The following is a 17,659-nucleotide window of genomic DNA, read 5'->3' as shown; positions in this document are numbered from 1 at the left end:
GCATTGGCCGGGACGAGCGTCCGTGCTGAACGAATTCTGACCTCGCCTGTTCCGTTCCTTCAGCGATTCCGCGCGGTTGCGGGGACAGCCGGAGGGCGACATGTCGCCCTGCGAGGCGTCAGCTCCGACATCGTCGGCGCGCCACCGCCGTTGCAGGACGCCGATGGATCGCGAGATCGTCGTTGCCAGCGCCCCTGCGCAACGCGGTGCGACGTGCGCTCCGCGGGGCGGCTGTGATGCGGCGTTCGGGCCGTGATTCCCGGTCAGTCCTGCGCCGCCGGCGAGGCCTCCTGCGGCCTGGTCAGCAGCGCTCCTTCGCGGCGCAGGTGTCCTGCGTCGAGAAGACTTCTGAGACTGCCCTGCACGGTCTCCCGCAACTGGGCGCTGGTCGACCCGAAGCCAAACAAGCGGGCCACCGCCTGGATCAACTGGTCCTCCTCGGCACCGAAGTTCTGCTCGACGATCTGCATGATGGCCGCCTTGATCTCGTCCGGCGGCAGCATCTCGGGCTTGCGCAGGGACTGCGATTGCACGTCCTCGCGCGTGCGGACGACGATCGCCTGTCCGGGCACGGCGTAGAACGGACCTCCGGCGATCTGTCCCCTCGCAACTGCCGATCCCAGCGCCGCTCTCACGGCATCGCGGATGCGGTTGCCGGCGCGGGCAAGGCCCCAGGCCGATCTGATCCGGACGATGATTTCCGATTCATGCACCGGCCCCTCGATGGCGACGATCTCGACGACATGCCGCGTCATGTCGGCAAGCGGCGTCTCGTGCGGCTCGATCTCCCGACGGACGCGCAGCTTCGCCTCTTCATAGGGGGCCACCGTCGGTGCCTGTGCGAGGATCTCCTGAGGGCGCTGCCCGGTCTGCTCCGGCGCCGGCACATCAGAGGTTGCCGGAGGCTCGGGTTGAGCTCGCGCAGTCCCTTGGTCGATGTCCCGCCAATGCGCCTTCGCAGCGTCGATCGCGCGGAGGACCTTCTCGGTTTCCTCCTTGGGACGGAGAAACCAGTCGGTCGACCAGATGCGATGCAGCACCCAGCCATGCGCTTCCAGCACATTCTGCCGCAGGCGGTCGCGGTCTCGCGCCGAACGAGACGCATGGTACTGGGCGCCGTCGCATTCGATTCCGAGCAGGAAGCGGCCCGGCTTGTCGGGATCGACGACAGCGAGGTCGACGAAGAATCCGGCGGTGCCGATCTGGGTCTTCACGTCGTGACCAAGCGCCCGGAGCCTGGCGGCGACCTGCTCCTCGAACACCGAGTCGGGATCGCGCCCGGTCTCCTGCGCGATGCCGAGCCGCCCCGTCTGGGCGAAGGTCAGGAACGTCTTCAGCGCCGCGATGCCGCGGCCCTTGGCGCGCGACAGGTCGATGTCGTCGCCGGTGATCGACGAGAACACCTCGCATCGGAGCTTGGCGCGCGAGATCAGCACGTTCAGCCGGCGCTCGCCTCCGTCCGAGTTGAGGGGGCCGAAGCTCATCGAGACGAAACCTTCCTTGGTTCGCCCATAGCCGATGGAGATGAAGATGACGTCGCGTTCGTCGCCCTGGATGTTCTCGAGGTTCTTCACGAAGAACGGCTCGCTGGCTCCGCGGACGAAGAAGCTCTCCGTTGCCGGGTTTTCCTTACGCAGGATTTCGAGCTGATCCTGGATCGCCTGGCGCTGCGCCACCGAGAAGGTGGCGACGCCAAGGCTTCGGTCCGGCGTCTCGCGCGCATGGCGCATGACGGCCTCGGCGACGAGCCGCGCTTCCCTGGGGTTGGTCCGGCTGCTGCCGCGTTCGTAGTGCGCATCGGGGTTGTAGTTGAACTTCAATCCCATTCCCGCGACGGCGTCGTACGGGCTCGGCACGATGAACAGCCGGTTGTCGTAGAACTGCTTGTTGGAAACGGCGATCAACGACTGGTGTTTGCTGCGATAGTGCCAGTTCAGCATCCGATGCGACAGGCCCTTGGCAAGGCAGAGGTCGAGAATGCTCTCGGCGTCCTTGACCTGGAAGGTCGGCTGATCCTCGTCGTCATTGTCCTCGTCGTCGTTACCTGTCAGCTTCGCGAAGAAGCGCGTCGGCGGCAGCTGCCGCTCGTCGCCGACGACCACCATCTGCCGGCAGCGCGCGACCGCGCCGAGCGCGTCGACCGGCTCGATCTGCGAGGCCTCGTCGACCACCAGCAGATCGAAGGCGATCGCGCCGGGCTTCAGGAACTGTGCCACCGACAGCGGGCTCATCAGGAAGATCGGCTTGATCTGCTGAATGACCGGACCGGCCCGTTCCAGGAGCTGGCGGATGGGCAGATGATTGCGCTTCTTGGCAAGCTCGCCGTTCAGCACGCCGAGCGGCCCGATGCCGCCGGCGTTGCGCGGCAGGGCCGCGGCATGCTCGTGGGCGATCTGGTCGCGGGCCAGCTGCATGCGTGCGACGTCGAGCTTGCGGAAGCCGTCGACCAGCCGATCGTGCGATTCGCCGTCGAAACGTTTCAGTTCAGGATGATCGGCGAAGATCACGCTGCGCATGGCGTCGTAATAGGACCGGTCGAAGGCGGCTTCGAGCGCTTCGCCCGGCAAGGAGCCGTCGAGCGTGCGGTCGACCAGCGCGGCGAGGCCTTGCGCGCGCGCAAGGCGGACCCGGCCCATGAACGCGATCCAGCGGGTGAGGCGCTCGGTCGCGTTCTGCCACTCCGACAATGTCTGCGACAGGCCGTCCAACCGGATCTGGTCGCCGGCGTCGAGCGGGATGCGGGCAGGCTCGAGCTGGAGAAAGTCGATCAGCCTGCCGAGGCCGGACCTCAGACTCGCGAGGCCGCGGTTGAGCTGTTCGATCGATCGTCGATCATCGGCCGACAGCGTCAGCTGCGTCAGCCGCTGGCGCGTGTCGTCGTTTGCGAACGGTTTGGGGAATGCGGTCCACCAGGTCGCCAATCTGGAAAGCGCATCCCAGTCCGACCGTTCCTTCTGCCACGCCGTTCCGAATGCGGTGCTGCCGGCAGCTTCGACCTCCTCGAAGGACCGGCGTGCGGCTTGCGCCGCGATGAGGCCGTCGAGCAGCAGGAGCCGCTGCTCGAGCGTTTTCGGCATCGGCACCTTCAGGTACGAGGCCAGCAGCGCCACCTGCTCGCGATAGCGCGGGCTGAGCAGGCGCAGCCAGGAGCGGCCTTTCTCGGCGATGACCTTGCGGCACTCGGCGATCGGTGCATCCCAGGCGGCCTCGACGAAGGCGCTCTCGAAGGCCGTCCTCAATTTCGCGTAGCGCAGTCCCTTGTCGATGATGTCCGTGATGAGTCCGGCCTGACTCCAGATGGCATTGCGGAAGGCGGTCCGGTCGCACTCCGGCATCGCGGCCGCGGCCTCGGCGAAGGCGAGTATCCCCGCGGCATCGGCCAAGGTGGCCGGCGGCGGGAGATCGAGCAGCGTGGCGAGGCGGGCCGCGCCTGTGGATACGCTGCTGACAACGCTCGAAATGTCGCCCAGCGAGCTCCGCAGCTCGGTCATTTCGGCTGGATCGAGCGCGTCGCGGCCGACACCGCGCCAGGGATGCAGGTGCGGCGCGCCGTCGGCCGCAATTCGTTCGGCGAGTTCGGCGATCAGCTCACGCCGCCGCTCCAGATCCAGAGGAGACCAGGAGGGGGCGCCCTGCAACGGATAGGGAGGCTGCGCGGAGTTGTCCCCGTAGCGCACGAGATGACCCAGCAGCCTGAACGGTGTCAGTTCGCTCGGCTGATGCGGCTGGTGCATCATCTCCGCATGCCGGTTGAGGCCATCACGGCTGTCGGTCAGGCGCTGCACCAGGGTGGCTTCGCCGCGCGGGACCGGGACCTCAGCCGATTTGCAGCGTTTCAGCTCTTCGAGCAGAACGCGCTTGTTGGCCTTGTTGGAGTGCAGCTCCAGCGCGAGCGCGCCGAGACCGACATGCTTCAGCCGTCGGTGCACGACCTCGAGCGCCGCCATCTTCTCGGCCACGAACAGCACCGTTTTTCCCTCGGCGGCAGCCGACGCGATGATGTTGGTGATGGTCTGCGATTTGCCGGTTCCGGGCGGTCCCTTGACGACGAGGTCGCGTCCGCGGACCACTTCCTCGATGACCACGGCCTGCGATGAATCCGCATCGACGACATGGTTCATCGCCACTGGCGGGATGACGGAATCGATCTTGCCGTCGTCGGCCACGATCGGCTCCGCGCCCTCGAAGCCGTCCTGAAGCAGCGCTGCAATCAGGGGGTGACGATCAAGGCCGCCATCTGCGGGCCAATTCTCTGGATCCAGATCGCGATACATCAGGAACTTGGAGAACGAGAAGAAGCCGAGAACGATCGCGTCCGTCCTGACCTCCCACCGCTGCTTGTTGGCGACCGTCTCCGCGACGCCGGCGAGATAGGTCGCGATGTCGACGTCGTCCTCGTCGCCAAAATCCTCGATCTTGAGTCCGAATTCGGCGTCGAGCTTGGCCTGGAGCGAGAGGTTCGGCGACGGCGGCTCAGCGCGCGAGACCAGGTGAAACCGATCGGCGGCGCTGCTGCGTTCCAGGCGGACGGGCAGCAGGACGAGCGGTGCGAAGCGCTCGACATCGGATTTGTCGTCCTCGAACCATCTCAGCAGCCCGAAGGCGAGATAGAGGATATTGACGCCCTGTTCTTCCTCGAGCGTTCGTGCGTCGTACCAGATATCCAGCAGGCGCTTCTGCAGCGCCTCCGATGACAGCCGGGTCCTGAGCCGGGTGTCCGGCTGCCGCGTCTGCGACTCCGAATCATCACCTTCCTGGTCCACCTTGGTGGTCGGCGTGTCGGATCGAGGTGCCGGCACGCTCAAGGGCAGGGTGCCTTCCGCCTCCGCAGTCTCTGCCTTCGTCGGAAGGAACGTGAAGCGCTTGCCTTCGCCGAGAAGCTCGAAGAGCGCAGCAGAGCGCGCGCCGACGATGTCGATGGTGCGGATGGTCTTGGTCTTGAGCGGGATGTGCACGAGCCGGTTGCGCGTGCCCAGATCGAGCAGCGCGCGCCGGTCCGCCAGCAATCGGTCTCGTACGGATGTGGTTGCCACGTGCAATCCTCCTGCGATTCGAGGATTGCAACCCGGAATGATCGCGGTCAAGCATCCGGCGCGGTGGAGAAGGGGGCAATGAGCGATGGTTCATCTTCCCCATGAAGAGGTCTCATCTCCCAATCGAGGGAGATGAGACTCGTATGTTCCCAGGCTCCTGTTCCTAGGCCGCCGCCTTATGCCGCGCCAGTTCCGCCTTGTAGAGCTCGAACTCCTCGGCGATGGCACGGGCGATCGACGGCCGCGCGCGCAGGCGCTCGTAGTACGCCTTCACGGCCGGCCATTTCGCGAGCTGGACCGGCGGCGTTGCCATGGTCCAGTTGATCACGGTGACGAGATACGCGTCGGCGACCGTGAAATGATCGAGCAGATAGTCGCGGTCGCGCAGGTGGTTCTCGAGATGATCGAGCCGCGACAGGTTCTTCTTCAGGACATGGGCCTTCATTTCCTCGGGCGCGGTCTTGTCGAGGATCGGAATGAACAGGCCCTTGTGCAGCTCGGTGCCGATGAAGCAGAGCCATTGATGCAGCCGGCTGCGGTCCATGCCGGGGCCGGTGCCGAGCTTGGCCTCGGGGAAGCGATCGGCGACATATTGCAGGATCGCGGCGTTCTCGGTCAGCAGGTCGCCATCATCGGTGCGGAGCGTCGGGACGAGCCCGAGCGGGTTGACGGCGCGGAAATCGGAGCCGTCGTTGAGGACGATCTTGGTCTTGGGATCGACCTCGAGATAGTTCGCCTTCGCGCCGGCTTCGTAGAGCGCGATGCGGGTGGCGAGCGAGCAGGCGAGCGGCGAGAAATACAGGTCCATGGACGTCTCCCTCGGGCTCCGGACCGGAGCATTGGTTGATTTTTATACTGTCTCGCATAATATGAGCTCGGTCAAGGAATTTCGTGCGAAATGGTACAAAAAAAGAATGGGCCGCCGCAAGGCGACCGTCCGATAGAAAAGGCGGGTGCCCCCGACCAGCCGAAGCGGCGCGGGAGGCCGCGGGCGTATGAGCCGGATGTCGCGCTCGGCAAGGCGCTCGACCTGTTCCGGTCGACCGGCTTTGCGGCGACCTCGCTCGACGATCTCAGCGCCGCCACCGGCATGAACCGGCCGAGCCTCTATGGCGCGTTCGGCGACAAGCGCGAGCTCTACATCAAGAGCTATCAGCGCTATCGCGACGATGCCCGCGCCCTCATGGGCGACGTCTTCAGTAACGATTGGCCGGTGCGACGGCAGCTTGAGCAGATCTTCGCCACGGCGCTCGACATCTATCTGTCGGGCGAGGAGGGACCGCGCGGCTGCTTCACGGTGATGACGGCGGGCTCGGAGGCGGTCGCCGACCCCGACATCCGCGCCATGGTGCAGAACGCGCTGACCGAGCTCGACAAGGCCTTCGCGCATTGCTTCCGCCGCGCCAAGGAGAAAGGCGAGCTGCCGGCCGACGCCGATCCCGTCGTGTTGGCGCGTCTGGCGTCGGCGACGATCCACTCGATCGCTGTCCGGGCGCGCGCGCGGGCGCCGCGTCAGGAGCTGGAGGCGATCGTCGCCGGCGCGATCGATGTGATGGTCGGCAACAAATAGCGGTTCAATATCCCCTGACGCGATCGACCAAATTGCGCAGCGCCCCGCCGGCCTCGAAGGTCGCGATCTGCTCGGCGACGTAGCGCGAGATCGCGTCGGCGTCGGTGTCGGCCGCATTGTGCGGCGTCAGCACCACCTTCGGGTGGGTCCAGAACGGGCTGTCGACCGGCAGCGGCTCCTGGCCGAACACGTCGAGCGAGACCGAACCAAGTGTGCCGTCGTCGAGGCAGGCGAGGATGTCGGCCTCGTTCTGCAGGCCGCCGCGCCCGGCATTGATCATGACGGGGGCGCCGAGCGGCGAACTGCGCCGAAGCCTCGCGAACATCTTGCGATCCAGAATGCCGCGCGTGTCGGGCGTCAGCGGCAGCAGCGACACCAAAATGTCGGTCCGCGCCAGGAACGCATCCAGCTGCGCCGCACCGTGGAAGCACTCGATGCCGTCCGCCTGCTTTTCGCTGCGGCTCCAGCCGGCGACCTGGAAGCCGAGCCGCTTGAGCACCTCGGCCGCATCGATGCCGAGCGTACCCAGTCCGAGAATACCGACTCCGATCGCGGCCGCCGGCCATTGATACTTGGGCGCCCAGCGCTTCACGCGCTGCGACTCGCGCAGATACAGCTCCTGCCGATGATGCATCAGCACGTGCAGCACGACATATTCGGTCATCCGCGCCGTGAGATCATCGACCGCGACCCGGACCAGCGGCACGCTCGGCAGCGTCTTGTCGGCCATCAGTGCGTCGACGCCCGCGCCCAGATTGAAGATCACGCGCAGGTTCGGAAAGCCGGCGAGCTCGCCGGGGACCGGCTTCCACACCGCGGCGTAGTGCACCTCCGCCGGATCGAGGCTCGGGTCCGGCAGCAGCACCACCGGGCGGTCGCCGCAGACGTCGTCGAAACGCGCCTTCCAGCGCTGCGGCGACCAGTTATCGGTGCCGCCATGGATCAGGAGCGCCAGCGCGCCTTTGGTCATCGGAGGGTCCTCGAGCTTATGTGACGTGTTCCACATACCAGATCGCGCGCGCAGGCCAATCTCCGGCCATCAAAAGGGAGACATCGTCATGCGCAAATTGCTTCTCGCCGCCGCTTTCGTCATCGCATCCGCCTCGGCCCAGGCTCAGACCATCGATGTCGGGTCGATCCTGTCAGCCAACGGCATTTCCATTGGCAAGGGCGGCGGTCAGCCGCAGGCCGCCAGTCAACAGGGCGCCGCGGACGGCATGGCGCAAGGTGCGGGCGGCCAAGGTGCCGCAGGGCAAGGTCAGGGGCAGGGCCAAGGCAAGTCGCAGCGCCAGACGGGCCGAGTCAGGCAGCCGCGCGAGAGCGCGCAGGAGACGCGGGCGCGCAACATCGCGGCCAAGTACGGCATCTCTTGGTAGGCGGCTTGTTCCTGCAGGCGGAACCCGCGAAAATACTTCGTGGGTCTGTCGGCCGGAGGCATACTCCGCCGTCTTGAAGACGAATGGAGATGACTTCCGATGCTGTATGCACTGCTCTGCTATCATGACGAGGATGTCGTGTGCGCCTGGAGCAAGGACCAGGATGCCGCGGTCATGGCCAAGCTTGCGGTCATCCAGGAGAAGCTCGCCAAGCAGGGGCGGCTCGGGCCGGTGGCGCGGCTGCTGCCGACCACGGCCGCGACGACGCTCCGGAAGGAGGATCCGCCGCTCGTCATCGACGGCCCCTATGCCGAGACCAAGGAGCAACTGCTCGGCTTCTATCTCGTCGACTGTGCCAATCTCGACGAGGCGCTCGAGGTCGCGCGCGAGCTCGGTGAGGCCAATCCCGGCGGCTCCTACGAGATCCGTCCCGTCGGCACGTTCAGGCCGGGTGGAGCGCTGGCATGACCGATACGGCCTGGATCGATGCAGCCCTGACATCAGCACGTCCCCAGGCCGTCGGCGCGCTGCTGCGCTATTTCCGCGACCTCGACACGGCGGAGGAGGCATTCCAGAACGCCTGCCTGCGCGCGCTGAAGAGCTGGCCCCAGAATGGGCCGCCGCGCGATCCCGCGGCGTGGCTGATCATGGTCGGACGCAACGCGGCCATCGATGATGTCCGCCGTGTCCGCCGCGAGCAGCCGCTGCCGGAGGACGAGGCGATCTCGGATCTCGACGACGCCGAGAGCGCGCTGGCCGACCGGCTCGACGGCTCGCATTATCGCGACGACATCCTCCGCCTGCTGTTCATCTGCTGCCACAAGGATCTGCCCGCGACGCAGCAGATCGCGCTGGCGCTGCGCGTGGTGTCCGGACTGACGGTGAAGCAGATCGCCCGGGCCTTCCTGGTCAGCGAGGCCGCCATGGAGCAGCGCATCACCCGCGCCAAGGCGCGCGTCGCGCAGGCGAACGTGCCGTTCGAGACCCCGGGCGCGGTGGAGCGGTCGGAGCGCCTGACCGCGGTCGCCGCCATGGTCTACCTGATCTTCAACGAGGGCTATTCGGCCAGCGGCGAGACCGCCGCGCAGCGCCAGCCGCTGTCCGAGGAGGCGATCCGGCTGGCGCGGCTGCTGCTGCGGCTGTTTCCGAGCGAACCGGAGATCATGGGGCTGACGGCGCTGCTGCTGTTGCAGCACGCCCGCTCCGCCGCCCGCTTCGACGCCGAGGGATTGCCGATTCTTCTGGAGGATCAGGATCGCTCGCTGTGGAACCAGCCGATGATCGCGGAAGGCACAGCCCTGATCGACAAGGCGATGCGCCATCGCCGCAGCGGTCCGTACCAGATCCAGGCGGCGATCGCGGCGCTGCATTCGCGCGCCGCGCGCCCGGAGGACACCGACTGGACACAGATCGACCTGCTCTATGGCGCGCTGGAAGTGGTGCAGCCCTCGCCGGTGGTGACGCTCAACCGCGCCGTTGCGGTGTCCAAGGTCCGCGGCGCCGAGGCGGCGCTCGACCTGATCGCGCCGCTCGAAGGGCGGCTCGCCAACTATTTCTATTTCTTCGGCGTGCGCGGCGCGCTGCTGATGCAGCTCGGACGCACCGACGAGGCACGGACCGCCTTCGACCGCGCCATCGCGCTGGCGCACAGCTCGGCGGAGGCCGCGCACATTCGCATGCAGCTCGATCGCCTGATGCGCGATAGCGCAACGGCTCAGGTCCAGGTCGGCCAGTGACATTCCGCTGAGATTCGATCCAGAATTTTGAACCGGGCTGTCGGCGGCACGCTCCTTCATTCGTCCTTGGAGCAGCATTGCGGGGAGGAGCTGCAGATGACGACGATCACCTTGGAAGAACCGGTCTCGCGCGCCGAATTGTGGAGCGGCCGCATCCTGAGTGGGCTGGTGACCCTGTTCCTGCTGTTCGACGGCGCGATCAAGCTCGTCCCTCTGCCCGTCGTCACCCAGACGCTGGATCAGATGGGCTATGGCGCGAGTGACGGCACGGCCCGCGCGCTCGGTCTGATCACGATCGTCTGTACCGTGCTCTATGCGTTGCCGCCGACGTCGTTCGTCGGGGCGATCCTGCTGACAGGCTATCTCGGCGGCGCCATCGCTTCTCATGTCCGCATCGGCAGTCCGCTGTTCAGCCACGTCCTGTTCGGCCTCTATCTCGGGCTGATGCTGTGGGGCGGCTTGTGGCTGCGCGATCGCCGGCTGCGCGCGCTGCTGCCGCTGCCGCTGCCGCGCTGACGAATGATCTTTCAACAAAGGAGGATGACGATGATCTGTCCCTATCTGACGTTCAACGGCGATTGCGAGCAGGCGCTCAAGCACTACAGCGAGGTGCTCGGCGCCAAGATCGAGATGATGATGCGCAACGGCGAGGCGCCGCCGGAGATGCCGTGTGCGCCGGAGCATAAGGACAGGATCATGCATGTCCGCTTCTCGATCGGCGGCGGCGTCCTGATGGCCTCGGATTCGCCGCCCGAATATTATCAAGGCAAGCCGCACGGAATCTCGGTCTCGCTGCAGATCGCAGACCCGGCCGAGGCCGAGCGCAAGTTCAACGCGCTGCTCGAAGGCGGTGCCGTCACCATGCCGTTCGGCAAGACCTTCTGGTCGAAGGGCTTCGGCATGGGCGTCGATCGCTTCGGTATTCCGTGGATGATCAATTCCCCGGCGGAAGGCTACGCGGCGTGACGCCGCTAGCGGCACGAGGGGTACATCGCCTTGAGTTCGCGCCCGCGCAACAACAGAAGCCGCGACGTCAGGCCGCCGCGGCGCTCGATCCAGCCGCGCACCGACGTGGGATAGGTCTGCAGCACCAGCTTGGAGGCTTCGGGTTCCGCATAAACGCGGCCGCGCCGGTCGACCGAGCGTGCGGCGTGGAAGCCGAGGGTGGCTCGCCGCGTCACGCAGATGCGGTCCTCGGGCACGACGCTGAGCACCAGCGTGCAGGCCGACAGGCAGGGACCGTCGATGATGACACGCTCCCCGGAGGCGCGCACCTTCTCGAACAGATCGAGGAACGGTCCCACCTCGCCGCCGGGCGAGGAGATGATGCGGACGTCGGCGCGCGCCAGCATCGTCGCGATCCCCCACAAGAGGACGGCGAGCAGCAAGGTCAGGATGATGCGCGTCCGGCTCGGCATCGTTTCATGTGTTCCTGCGTTGGCCGCGCAAGGTCGGCAATCCGATTCCCGCGGCATCGAAGCCGCCATCGACGGCCAGGATCTGTCCGGTGATATAGCTGGAGCGTTCGGAGCTGAGAAACAAGATGGCCTCGGCGAGCTCGTCCTCGAGGCCGTAACGGTTGAGTGGAATGGCGTCGTGATAGTCGGCGCGGATCTCCGGCGTGTGCACGTCCTTGGCCATCGCGGTCTCCACCGGGCCCGGCGCCACCGCGTTGACGCGGATGCCGGCGGAAGCGAGCTCGACCGCGAGCTGCTTGGTCAGATGCGCCAGCGCCGCCTTGCTGGTGCCGTAGGCGGAGCGCAGCGTCGAGGCGCGGACGGCTGAAATCGAGGTGATGTTGACGATGGTGCCGCCGTGCTCGCGCATCAGCGGCACCGCGGCGCGCGTGCACAGAAACGGCCCGGTCAGGTTGACGTCGAGGATGCGTTGCCAGTCGGCTTCGCTGGTTTCCATGATCGGGGCGAAACGCGCCACGCCGGCATTGTTGACCAGTGCATCGAGACGACCGAAACGGCCGGCAATGCGCGCCAACGCATCGGCGACCATCGCCGCGTCCGCGACGTCGCAATGCAGCGCGAGCGTTCGATCGGGGGATTTGAGTGCCGATGTGGCGTCGTCGAGCAGCGTCTTCTCGATGTCGAGAAGCGCCACGCGCCAGCCTTCGTGCAGAAATCTCTTTGCCGTCGCCAGCCCGATGCCGCGTGCCGCCCCGGTGATCAGGGCGACCTTGTCAGTCAGCGTCGTCGTCGATGTTTCCGTCACGGGGGTCGACTCCTCGGGCCGGCAGCCCGGCTCTCCTCGTCGTTGAGTCCTAACATGCGCTGCGCGGATCGGATGTGAAGGCCGTCACATCTGTCAGTGTACGTTCAATCCAGCTCCGCGCTATGCGTATAGCCAGCGAAGTTCGTGGGCGTTGTCAAACAGCCAGGGGTGGTAACGATGACGTCAATTCGCGCGGTGTCGAAGCACCCGAGTCATGCTCGCCTTGGCCTCCCTCTCGGTCGGAGGGCGCAGGGAAGACCGGGAGCTTGCCCGCCCCATGGCCCCCGCGGGAAAAATGCACGGGGCAGGAACCACAGATTCGGCTGAGACATCCCGGCCCTCCCTGCGCGATGCCCGGGGACCGGCTGTCTTGCCCCCGTTTCCGCCACAATACGCTCCCGCATCGGACACGGCATCAGCATCGGGATGCCAGGGACCACATGATTTCGCCGTACGCGCCGCGTTGTTCGTCTGCGTGTCCTCATATGAGCATGATCTTGTCGGAAAGCTGTGGCGCAATAGCCGTCAACGGCCTCCGGTTCCGAATCATGCTCCACGCTGCAACATCGACGCGTCCACCGCATCCTGCTCCCCACGTTCGTGACGACCGCGAAACGTCCCTCTCGATCGGGAACAGGACGTGGCTAAAGGAGCATGAATTCTGGAAAGGCGAAAGAGGGATTTTTTTACGGGAAGCACTGGACAAGGGTGATCGACTTGAAAGTCTTCAGGAAAAGAGCAGCCTCTCCAGGCGCATTTCCCCGTGGAATTGGACAGTCCCGCCGTCGGCTGATTTGCCCGTCGTCGGGTGGCTCTCGGACGTGTCCGGGACGAATCTGAACCGGTAGCGTAGAGTTTAAGAGTCTCGGTAGAATCGACATGGGCGATCTATTCATCAGCCGGCGAATCACCCTCGTCAGAACCACGGAGCTGCACGCTTTGTCGCACGGGTCGAATGGTCTGAGGCGCGGGTGCGGCGCGTTGCTGTTGTCGTGCATTGTCCTCGGGCTCGCGGCGTCCGGCGCGGCCGGAGCGGATGGCAGCGTTGCTGCGAAACCGGCAGAGACCGAGCAGGCTGCGCACGATGTCGCGCCGCCGCAGCAGCCGCAGACGGCGGAGCCCGAGACGGTGGGGCGGCCGTCGGACGTGCAGACGCCGGCTCTGAAAGTGGTCGTTCCACCGACCGAGCCTGCGAAGCCGATCGCGGTCGAGCGCAAGGGCGACCCGCGGAGCGACGCCAAGACCACGAAGAATCTGTCGGTGCCTCAGCGCGCGCTGCCGGCCGACGTCGCGCAGATGATCGGCCGCAAGATCTGGCTCAACGAGGCCGGGGGACGGCGCGACGCGATCACGTCGTGGAATGCGGGTGAAGAATTCGCCTCGCTGGGAATCGGGCATTTCATCTGGTACCCGTCCACCGCGAAGCCGCCTTATGAGGAGGGTTTTCCGGGGCTGATCGCATTTCTGCGCAAGGGCAAGACGCCGTTGCCTGCATGGCTCGACAAGACGCCGATTCCGGCATGCCCGTGGACCAGCCGGGCCGACTTCAAGCGGAATTTCAACTCGCCGCAAATGCGGCAATTGCGGCAGTTCCTGCTCGACACGATTGCGGAGCAGACGCAGTTCCTGGTGGCGCGTGCGCAAGGCGCGATGGACAAGATCCTCGCCAACACGCCCGACAGCGCCGAACGCGAGCACATCGTCGCGCAATATTCGCGGGTCGTGCGCGCCTCCAACGATCTCTACCCGCTGATCGACTACATCAACTTCAAGGGCGAGGGCACCAATCCGTCCGAGACGGCCGTGGACAAGGAGACGGGCCAGCGCCAGGGCTGGGGTCTCAAGCAGGTGCTGCTCAAGATGAACGGCACCACCACCGAGTCCAAGGCCGTGCTCGCCGAATATTCCGACGCGGTGCAGGTCGTGCTGCAGCAGCGGGTTCGCAATCTGCCCTCGAACCGCGTGTGGGAGGCGGGCTGGCTGCGTCGCGCCGAGACCTATCGCCGTCCGATCGCGCAGCTCGAGCAGGCCCCCGAACGCGCCCCGCGCAAATCATCGCGCTACAGGGCCGACAACACGCGGTTCTGATGCGGGAAGCGGCGCGCACGATCCGTGCGCGTCGCGAGGCGTGCGATCATCGGCCGCCTGCCTCGGCCTTCTTGGCAGCGACGACGTTCTGGTAAGCGGCCTGCAGCCGCTCGCCGACGCTCGGTCCAGCCCTCCTGCGCCGTTTCGCGCCGAGATGGGTTTCGCGCAGCTCGTCCATGAATTCGGCCCACATCTTCGGGCCGCCTTCCATCAATAGCTTGGCGCGGATGCCGAGCTCCTCCGAGACGGGCAGATACTTGTAACCCCAGCCCGCCATCTGCGCGAGGATCGGCAACAGCTCGATGCCCTGCTCGGTCAGGGAATAGATGCCCTTCTGCCTGTGGCTCGGATCGTCCGCACGGCTGATGATGCCGGCCGCGAGCAGCGTCTTCAGCCGGTCGGCGAGAATGTTCGAGGAGATGCCCTCCTCCGAGCCGCCGAGCAGCTCGCGATAGTGCCGGCGATTTCCGAACATCATGTCGCGGATGATCAAGAGGCTCCATTTGTCCCCCACCACTTCAAGCGACAGGTTGATCGGGCAGCCGGAGCGCTGAGGGTCGGACATCGAAGTCTCGTGAGCAGGGATCGCGTATAAACCGCTTGCAATATTGCACTGGTCTGGGCATTCTCCAACTGCTTGCAAAATGAAAGCAGTTAGGGAGAGGCAGTCGATGGCGAGGCTGGTGATGTGGAACATGATGACGCTGGACGGCATGGTTGCGGGCCCGAACGGCGACATCTCCTGGCACGAGGATGTGTGGGGCCCGGAGCTGGAGCAGATCTCCGAGACGCAACTGCACGAGGCGGGCGGATTGCTGTTCGGCCGGGTGACCTACGATCTGATGGCCGGCTATTGGCCGACGGAGAAGGGCGTGATCGCCGACGTCATGAACAGCATCCCCAAATATGTCGCCTCCCGCACGCTGTCTCGCCTGGCATGGTCAAACGCGCATCTGCTGGGTCCGGAGCTCGCGGCCGAGGTCGACAAGCTCAAGCAGGAGAATGCCAAGGACCTGTTCCTGTTCGGCAGCGCGGACCTCGGCTCGACGCTTGTGGCACACGACCTGATCGATGAGCTTCGAATCGCGATCAATCCTCGCGTGCTTGGCGCCGGACGGCCGCTGTTCAAGCCGGGGCAGGCCTTGAAGCTCAGCCTGATCGACAGCCGGGCGCTGTCCAACGGCGTTGTCATCGCGCGCTATGCCCCCGTTCGGGACGTGTGAGCCCATATCTCGCGGCGCGCTCCGGGTTCCGGGGGAGCGCAGGTCTTTCCACTCACACCACCCGTGCGTCTAGCGCCTCAGCTCAACCCTCTCCCCGTGAACAACGGTCCGCGGGAGCGCACCGCCCTGCGGCCGCGCGTTCGGGACCAAACGACTTGTTCTCACTCAACTCAGCAGGAGCGTACGATGTCCCTGACCCTTTACTATCATCCGCTGTCGTCGTTCTGCTGGAAGGTGCTGATCGCGCTGTATGAGAACGACGTTTCGTTCACGCCGAAGCTGATCGATCTCGGTGACGCGGATGAGCGCGCGGCGTTCTTGAAGCTGTGGCCGGTCGGTAAATTTCCCGTGCTGCGCGACGAGCAGCGCACGATTCCGGAATCGAGCATCATCATCGAGTATCTCGACCAGCACTATGCGGGCAGGACGCGCTTCATTCCCGATGATCCCGATCTCGCTTTGCGGACACGTCTGCGCGATCGCTTTCTCGACCTCTATCTGCACATGCCGACGCAGACCGTCGTGTTCGACCGGCTCCGGCCGGCCGATGCCCGCGATCCGCTCGGCGTCGCCGACGCACGAAGCCGGCTCCGCACGTCCTACGCCATGCTCGAGGCCGAGCTGCCGCCGCTTGGCTGGGCGATGGGCGACCCTTTCACCCTGGCGGATTGCGCGGCCTTGCCGGCGCTGTTCTACGCCGACAGAGTGGAGCCGCTGGGTGATGGGCTGCCTGGGGTCACAGCCTATCTCGACCGCCTCAAGGCGCGGCCATCCGTCGCGCGGGTGCTCGCCGAGGCCGAGCCTTATTTCCACATGTTCCCGCAAGAGCCGGGCTGAACCGGGAACCCGGCCAAAATAATTGCGGGAGCGTGTCGGCCGTACCGGGGCCGGATCGTCCTACTGATGAGGGCAGGGCAGTCCTGCCGGACAGCATCAGGGGAGAGGCGCCATGCGGTTCATGGTGATCGTGAAGGCGACCAGGGACACGGAAGCCGGAATCCTGCCGACCACCGAGGAGTTCGCGGCGATGGGCCGGTTCAACGAGGGCTTGGTGAAGGCCGGCATGATGGAGGCCGGCGAGGGCCTGCATCCGACCGCGAAGGGGGCGCGCATCGATTTCTCGAACGGGACGCCGAGCGTCGCGCGCGGTCCGTTCGATCTCTCCCGCGATCTCGCGGCGGGCTTCTGGATGCTCAAGGCCGGCTCGCTCGAGGAGGTGATCGAGCACATGAAGCGGGCGCCGTTCCCGAGCGGCGAGATCGAGATCCGCCAGGTCTATGCCGCGGAGGATTTCGGCGAGACGTTCACGCCCGAATTGCGCGAGCGGGTCGAACGGCTGCGTGCGCAGGCCGCCAAGAGCTGAACCGACCCTGATCAGGAGAGGAGGATAAACGCGATGCGATTCATGATGCTGATGATCCCGCTCGGCTATGAGAGTGCGCCGCCGGACGTGCAGCTCGATCCCGAGCGTGTCAAGGCGATGATGCGCTACAACGAGGCCCTGAAGGACGCCGGCGTGCTGATCACGTTGGAGGGCCTGCATCCGCTGTCGATGGGGGCGCGGGTCTCGTTCGCGGGCGGCAAGCCTGTGGTGACCGACGGCCCGTTCGCGGAGGCCAAGGAGGTGCTCGGCGGCTATTGGATGATCGAGGTCGCCTCGCGCGACGAGGCGATCGCCTGGGCCAGGCAGTGCCCGGCCTCGGACAACGAGATCATCGAGATTCGCCAGGTCCAGGAGATGGCCGACTTTTCCGAGGAGGTGCAGCAGGCGGCGGCGGGCTTCGCCGAGCTGCCGCATGCCGGCCGTGTCTGATCGATCCGTTTCACAGCAGGAGAGGGAAGTGCAATGAGCGACAACAGCAACACCTATCTCGCCGTCTTTCTCGGCAGCAAGACCAGTCCCGTCTGGAAAGCCTGGGAGGCGCTGCCCGAGACGGAGCGCAACGCCAGGGGACAGCAGGGCATGGCGGCCTGGCATGCCTGGGTGGACCAACACAAGGACGCGATCGTCGCGATGGGCGGGCCGCTCGGCAAGACCAAGCGGGTCGACAAGGGCGGCGTCAACGACATCGCCAACGAGATGGGCGCGTTCACCGTGGTCCGCGCCGCGTCGCACGAGGATGCCGCGAAGTTGTTCGTCAACCATCCGCATTTTGCGATCTTCCCGGGCGAGCGGGTCGAGATCATGCCGGTGCTGCCGATTCCGGGCGGCTAGCTGAGCGGCCTGCAGGGCGGAGCACGTCGGCTGAGGTGAATGTCCCGCTTGCTGCGGGCGCCCGGCGTTTGTGCCGGGCGGCGCTGATCTCGCGGCGAGTTCGGTGCCACCCTGCCCCTTGCGGGGGCCCTCAAGGGGCGAGGGTGGCACCTGTTCGCGGGGGCTTAACCGGACGGCGCGATAGAGCGTCCCGGA

At 65.9% G+C, this 17,659-nt stretch carries 18 protein-coding genes; 12 read left to right on the top strand and 6 right to left on the bottom strand.

The window, feature by feature from the left end:
• Positions 1 to 263 precede the first annotated feature (263 nt).
• Entirely contained in the window at positions 264 to 5,033 is a 4,770-nt protein-coding gene (locus ACQR0W_RS15045; RefSeq protein WP_316235170.1) for a DUF3320 domain-containing protein, read from the bottom strand.
• A 163-nt stretch (positions 5,034 to 5,196) separates the two neighbouring features.
• Complete coding sequence (locus ACQR0W_RS15040; RefSeq protein ID WP_315717604.1) at positions 5,197 to 5,841, bottom strand: glutathione binding-like protein; 645 nt, start codon at positions 5,839 to 5,841, stop codon at positions 5,197 to 5,199.
• Between the two features lie 90 nt (positions 5,842 to 5,931).
• Here ACQR0W_RS15040 and ACQR0W_RS15035 point away from each other — a divergent pair, with 90 nt between their 5' ends.
• A complete protein-coding gene (locus ACQR0W_RS15035) occupies positions 5,932 to 6,603 on the top strand; it encodes a TetR/AcrR family transcriptional regulator (protein WP_316175065.1) in 672 nt (223 codons plus the stop codon).
• 4 nt (positions 6,604 to 6,607) lie between these two features.
• Here the strand turns inward: ACQR0W_RS15035 and ACQR0W_RS15030 are convergent, their stop codons facing one another.
• Positions 6,608 to 7,573 carry a 2-hydroxyacid dehydrogenase gene (locus ACQR0W_RS15030; protein ID WP_316187050.1) on the bottom strand — a complete coding sequence of 322 codons (966 nt, stop codon included), beginning with the start codon at positions 7,571 to 7,573 and terminating at the stop codon, positions 6,608 to 6,610.
• A gap of 88 nt (positions 7,574 to 7,661) precedes the next feature.
• Between ACQR0W_RS15030 and ACQR0W_RS15025 the strand changes: the two genes are divergently transcribed.
• From ACQR0W_RS15025 to ACQR0W_RS15005, 5 genes are all read left to right on the top strand, one after another.
• Positions 7,662 to 7,979 (top strand): hypothetical protein, encoded by a 318-nt coding sequence (locus ACQR0W_RS15025; RefSeq protein WP_316187051.1) that lies wholly within the window; start codon positions 7,662 to 7,664, stop codon positions 7,977 to 7,979.
• A 99-nt stretch (positions 7,980 to 8,078) separates the two neighbouring features.
• A complete protein-coding gene (locus ACQR0W_RS15020; protein ID WP_315717600.1) occupies positions 8,079 to 8,447 on the top strand; it encodes a YciI family protein in 369 nt (122 codons plus the stop codon).
• A complete protein-coding gene (locus ACQR0W_RS15015; protein ID WP_316187052.1) occupies positions 8,444 to 9,715 on the top strand; it encodes an RNA polymerase sigma factor in 1,272 nt (423 codons plus the stop codon). Before ACQR0W_RS15020 ends, ACQR0W_RS15015 begins: the two co-directional genes overlap by 4 nt.
• Before the next feature lie 96 nt (positions 9,716 to 9,811).
• Positions 9,812 to 10,231 (top strand): DoxX family protein, encoded by a 420-nt coding sequence (locus tag ACQR0W_RS15010; protein ID WP_316187053.1) that lies wholly within the window; start codon positions 9,812 to 9,814, stop codon positions 10,229 to 10,231.
• Between the two features lie 30 nt (positions 10,232 to 10,261).
• Positions 10,262 to 10,681 (top strand): VOC family protein, encoded by a 420-nt coding sequence (locus ACQR0W_RS15005; protein ID WP_315717597.1) that lies wholly within the window; start codon positions 10,262 to 10,264, stop codon positions 10,679 to 10,681.
• Positions 10,682 to 10,686: 5 nt separating this feature from the next.
• Here ACQR0W_RS15005 and ACQR0W_RS15000 read toward each other — a convergent pair whose 3' ends face one another.
• Together ACQR0W_RS15000 and ACQR0W_RS14995 are read right to left on the bottom strand one after the other, a co-directional pair.
• The gene (locus ACQR0W_RS15000) at positions 10,687 to 11,133 is read right to left on the bottom strand and encodes a hypothetical protein (RefSeq protein WP_316187054.1); all 447 of its coding nucleotides are present in this window, start codon (positions 11,131 to 11,133) and stop codon (positions 10,687 to 10,689) included.
• A 4-nt stretch (positions 11,134 to 11,137) separates the two neighbouring features.
• Positions 11,138 to 11,938 carry an SDR family NAD(P)-dependent oxidoreductase gene (locus ACQR0W_RS14995; RefSeq protein WP_315717595.1) on the bottom strand — a complete coding sequence of 267 codons (801 nt, stop codon included), beginning with the start codon at positions 11,936 to 11,938 and terminating at the stop codon, positions 11,138 to 11,140.
• A gap of 987 nt (positions 11,939 to 12,925) precedes the next feature.
• On the opposite strand from ACQR0W_RS14995, the gene ACQR0W_RS14990 reads away from it, so the two are divergent.
• Positions 12,926 to 14,026, top strand: a complete 1,101-nt coding sequence (locus tag ACQR0W_RS14990; RefSeq protein ID WP_410051236.1) for a hypothetical protein — start codon at positions 12,926 to 12,928, stop codon at positions 14,024 to 14,026.
• A gap of 46 nt (positions 14,027 to 14,072) precedes the next feature.
• Here the strand turns inward: ACQR0W_RS14990 and ACQR0W_RS14985 are convergent, their stop codons facing one another.
• Entirely contained in the window at positions 14,073 to 14,591 is a 519-nt protein-coding gene (locus tag ACQR0W_RS14985; RefSeq protein ID WP_316187107.1) for a winged helix-turn-helix transcriptional regulator, read from the bottom strand.
• 106 nt (positions 14,592 to 14,697) lie between these two features.
• Here ACQR0W_RS14985 and ACQR0W_RS14980 point away from each other — a divergent pair, with 106 nt between their 5' ends.
• The 5 genes from ACQR0W_RS14980 (at position 14,698) to ACQR0W_RS14960 (ending at position 17,464) form a co-directional block, all read left to right on the top strand.
• Positions 14,698 to 15,249 (top strand): dihydrofolate reductase family protein, encoded by a 552-nt coding sequence (locus ACQR0W_RS14980; RefSeq protein ID WP_316187056.1) that lies wholly within the window; start codon positions 14,698 to 14,700, stop codon positions 15,247 to 15,249.
• A 186-nt stretch (positions 15,250 to 15,435) separates the two neighbouring features.
• Positions 15,436 to 16,086, top strand: coding sequence for a glutathione S-transferase family protein (locus tag ACQR0W_RS14975; RefSeq protein ID WP_316171488.1), 651 nt, complete (start codon positions 15,436 to 15,438; stop codon positions 16,084 to 16,086).
• Between the two features lie 112 nt (positions 16,087 to 16,198).
• Positions 16,199 to 16,612 (top strand): YciI family protein, encoded by a 414-nt coding sequence (locus tag ACQR0W_RS14970; RefSeq protein WP_316171489.1) that lies wholly within the window; start codon positions 16,199 to 16,201, stop codon positions 16,610 to 16,612.
• 33 nt (positions 16,613 to 16,645) lie between these two features.
• A complete protein-coding gene (locus ACQR0W_RS14965; protein ID WP_315717588.1) occupies positions 16,646 to 17,062 on the top strand; it encodes a YciI family protein in 417 nt (138 codons plus the stop codon).
• Between the two features lie 33 nt (positions 17,063 to 17,095).
• Complete coding sequence (locus tag ACQR0W_RS14960; RefSeq protein ID WP_316187057.1) at positions 17,096 to 17,464, top strand: hypothetical protein; 369 nt, start codon at positions 17,096 to 17,098, stop codon at positions 17,462 to 17,464.
• Positions 17,465 to 17,659: the final 195 nt, after the last annotated feature.

Origin of the sequence: Bradyrhizobium sp. HKCCYLRH1034 (assembly GCF_051168375.1) — a bacterium.
Taxonomy (GTDB): Bacteria; Pseudomonadota; Alphaproteobacteria; order Rhizobiales; family Xanthobacteraceae; genus Bradyrhizobium.
This window is presented reverse-complemented; position numbering and strand designations above follow the sequence as displayed.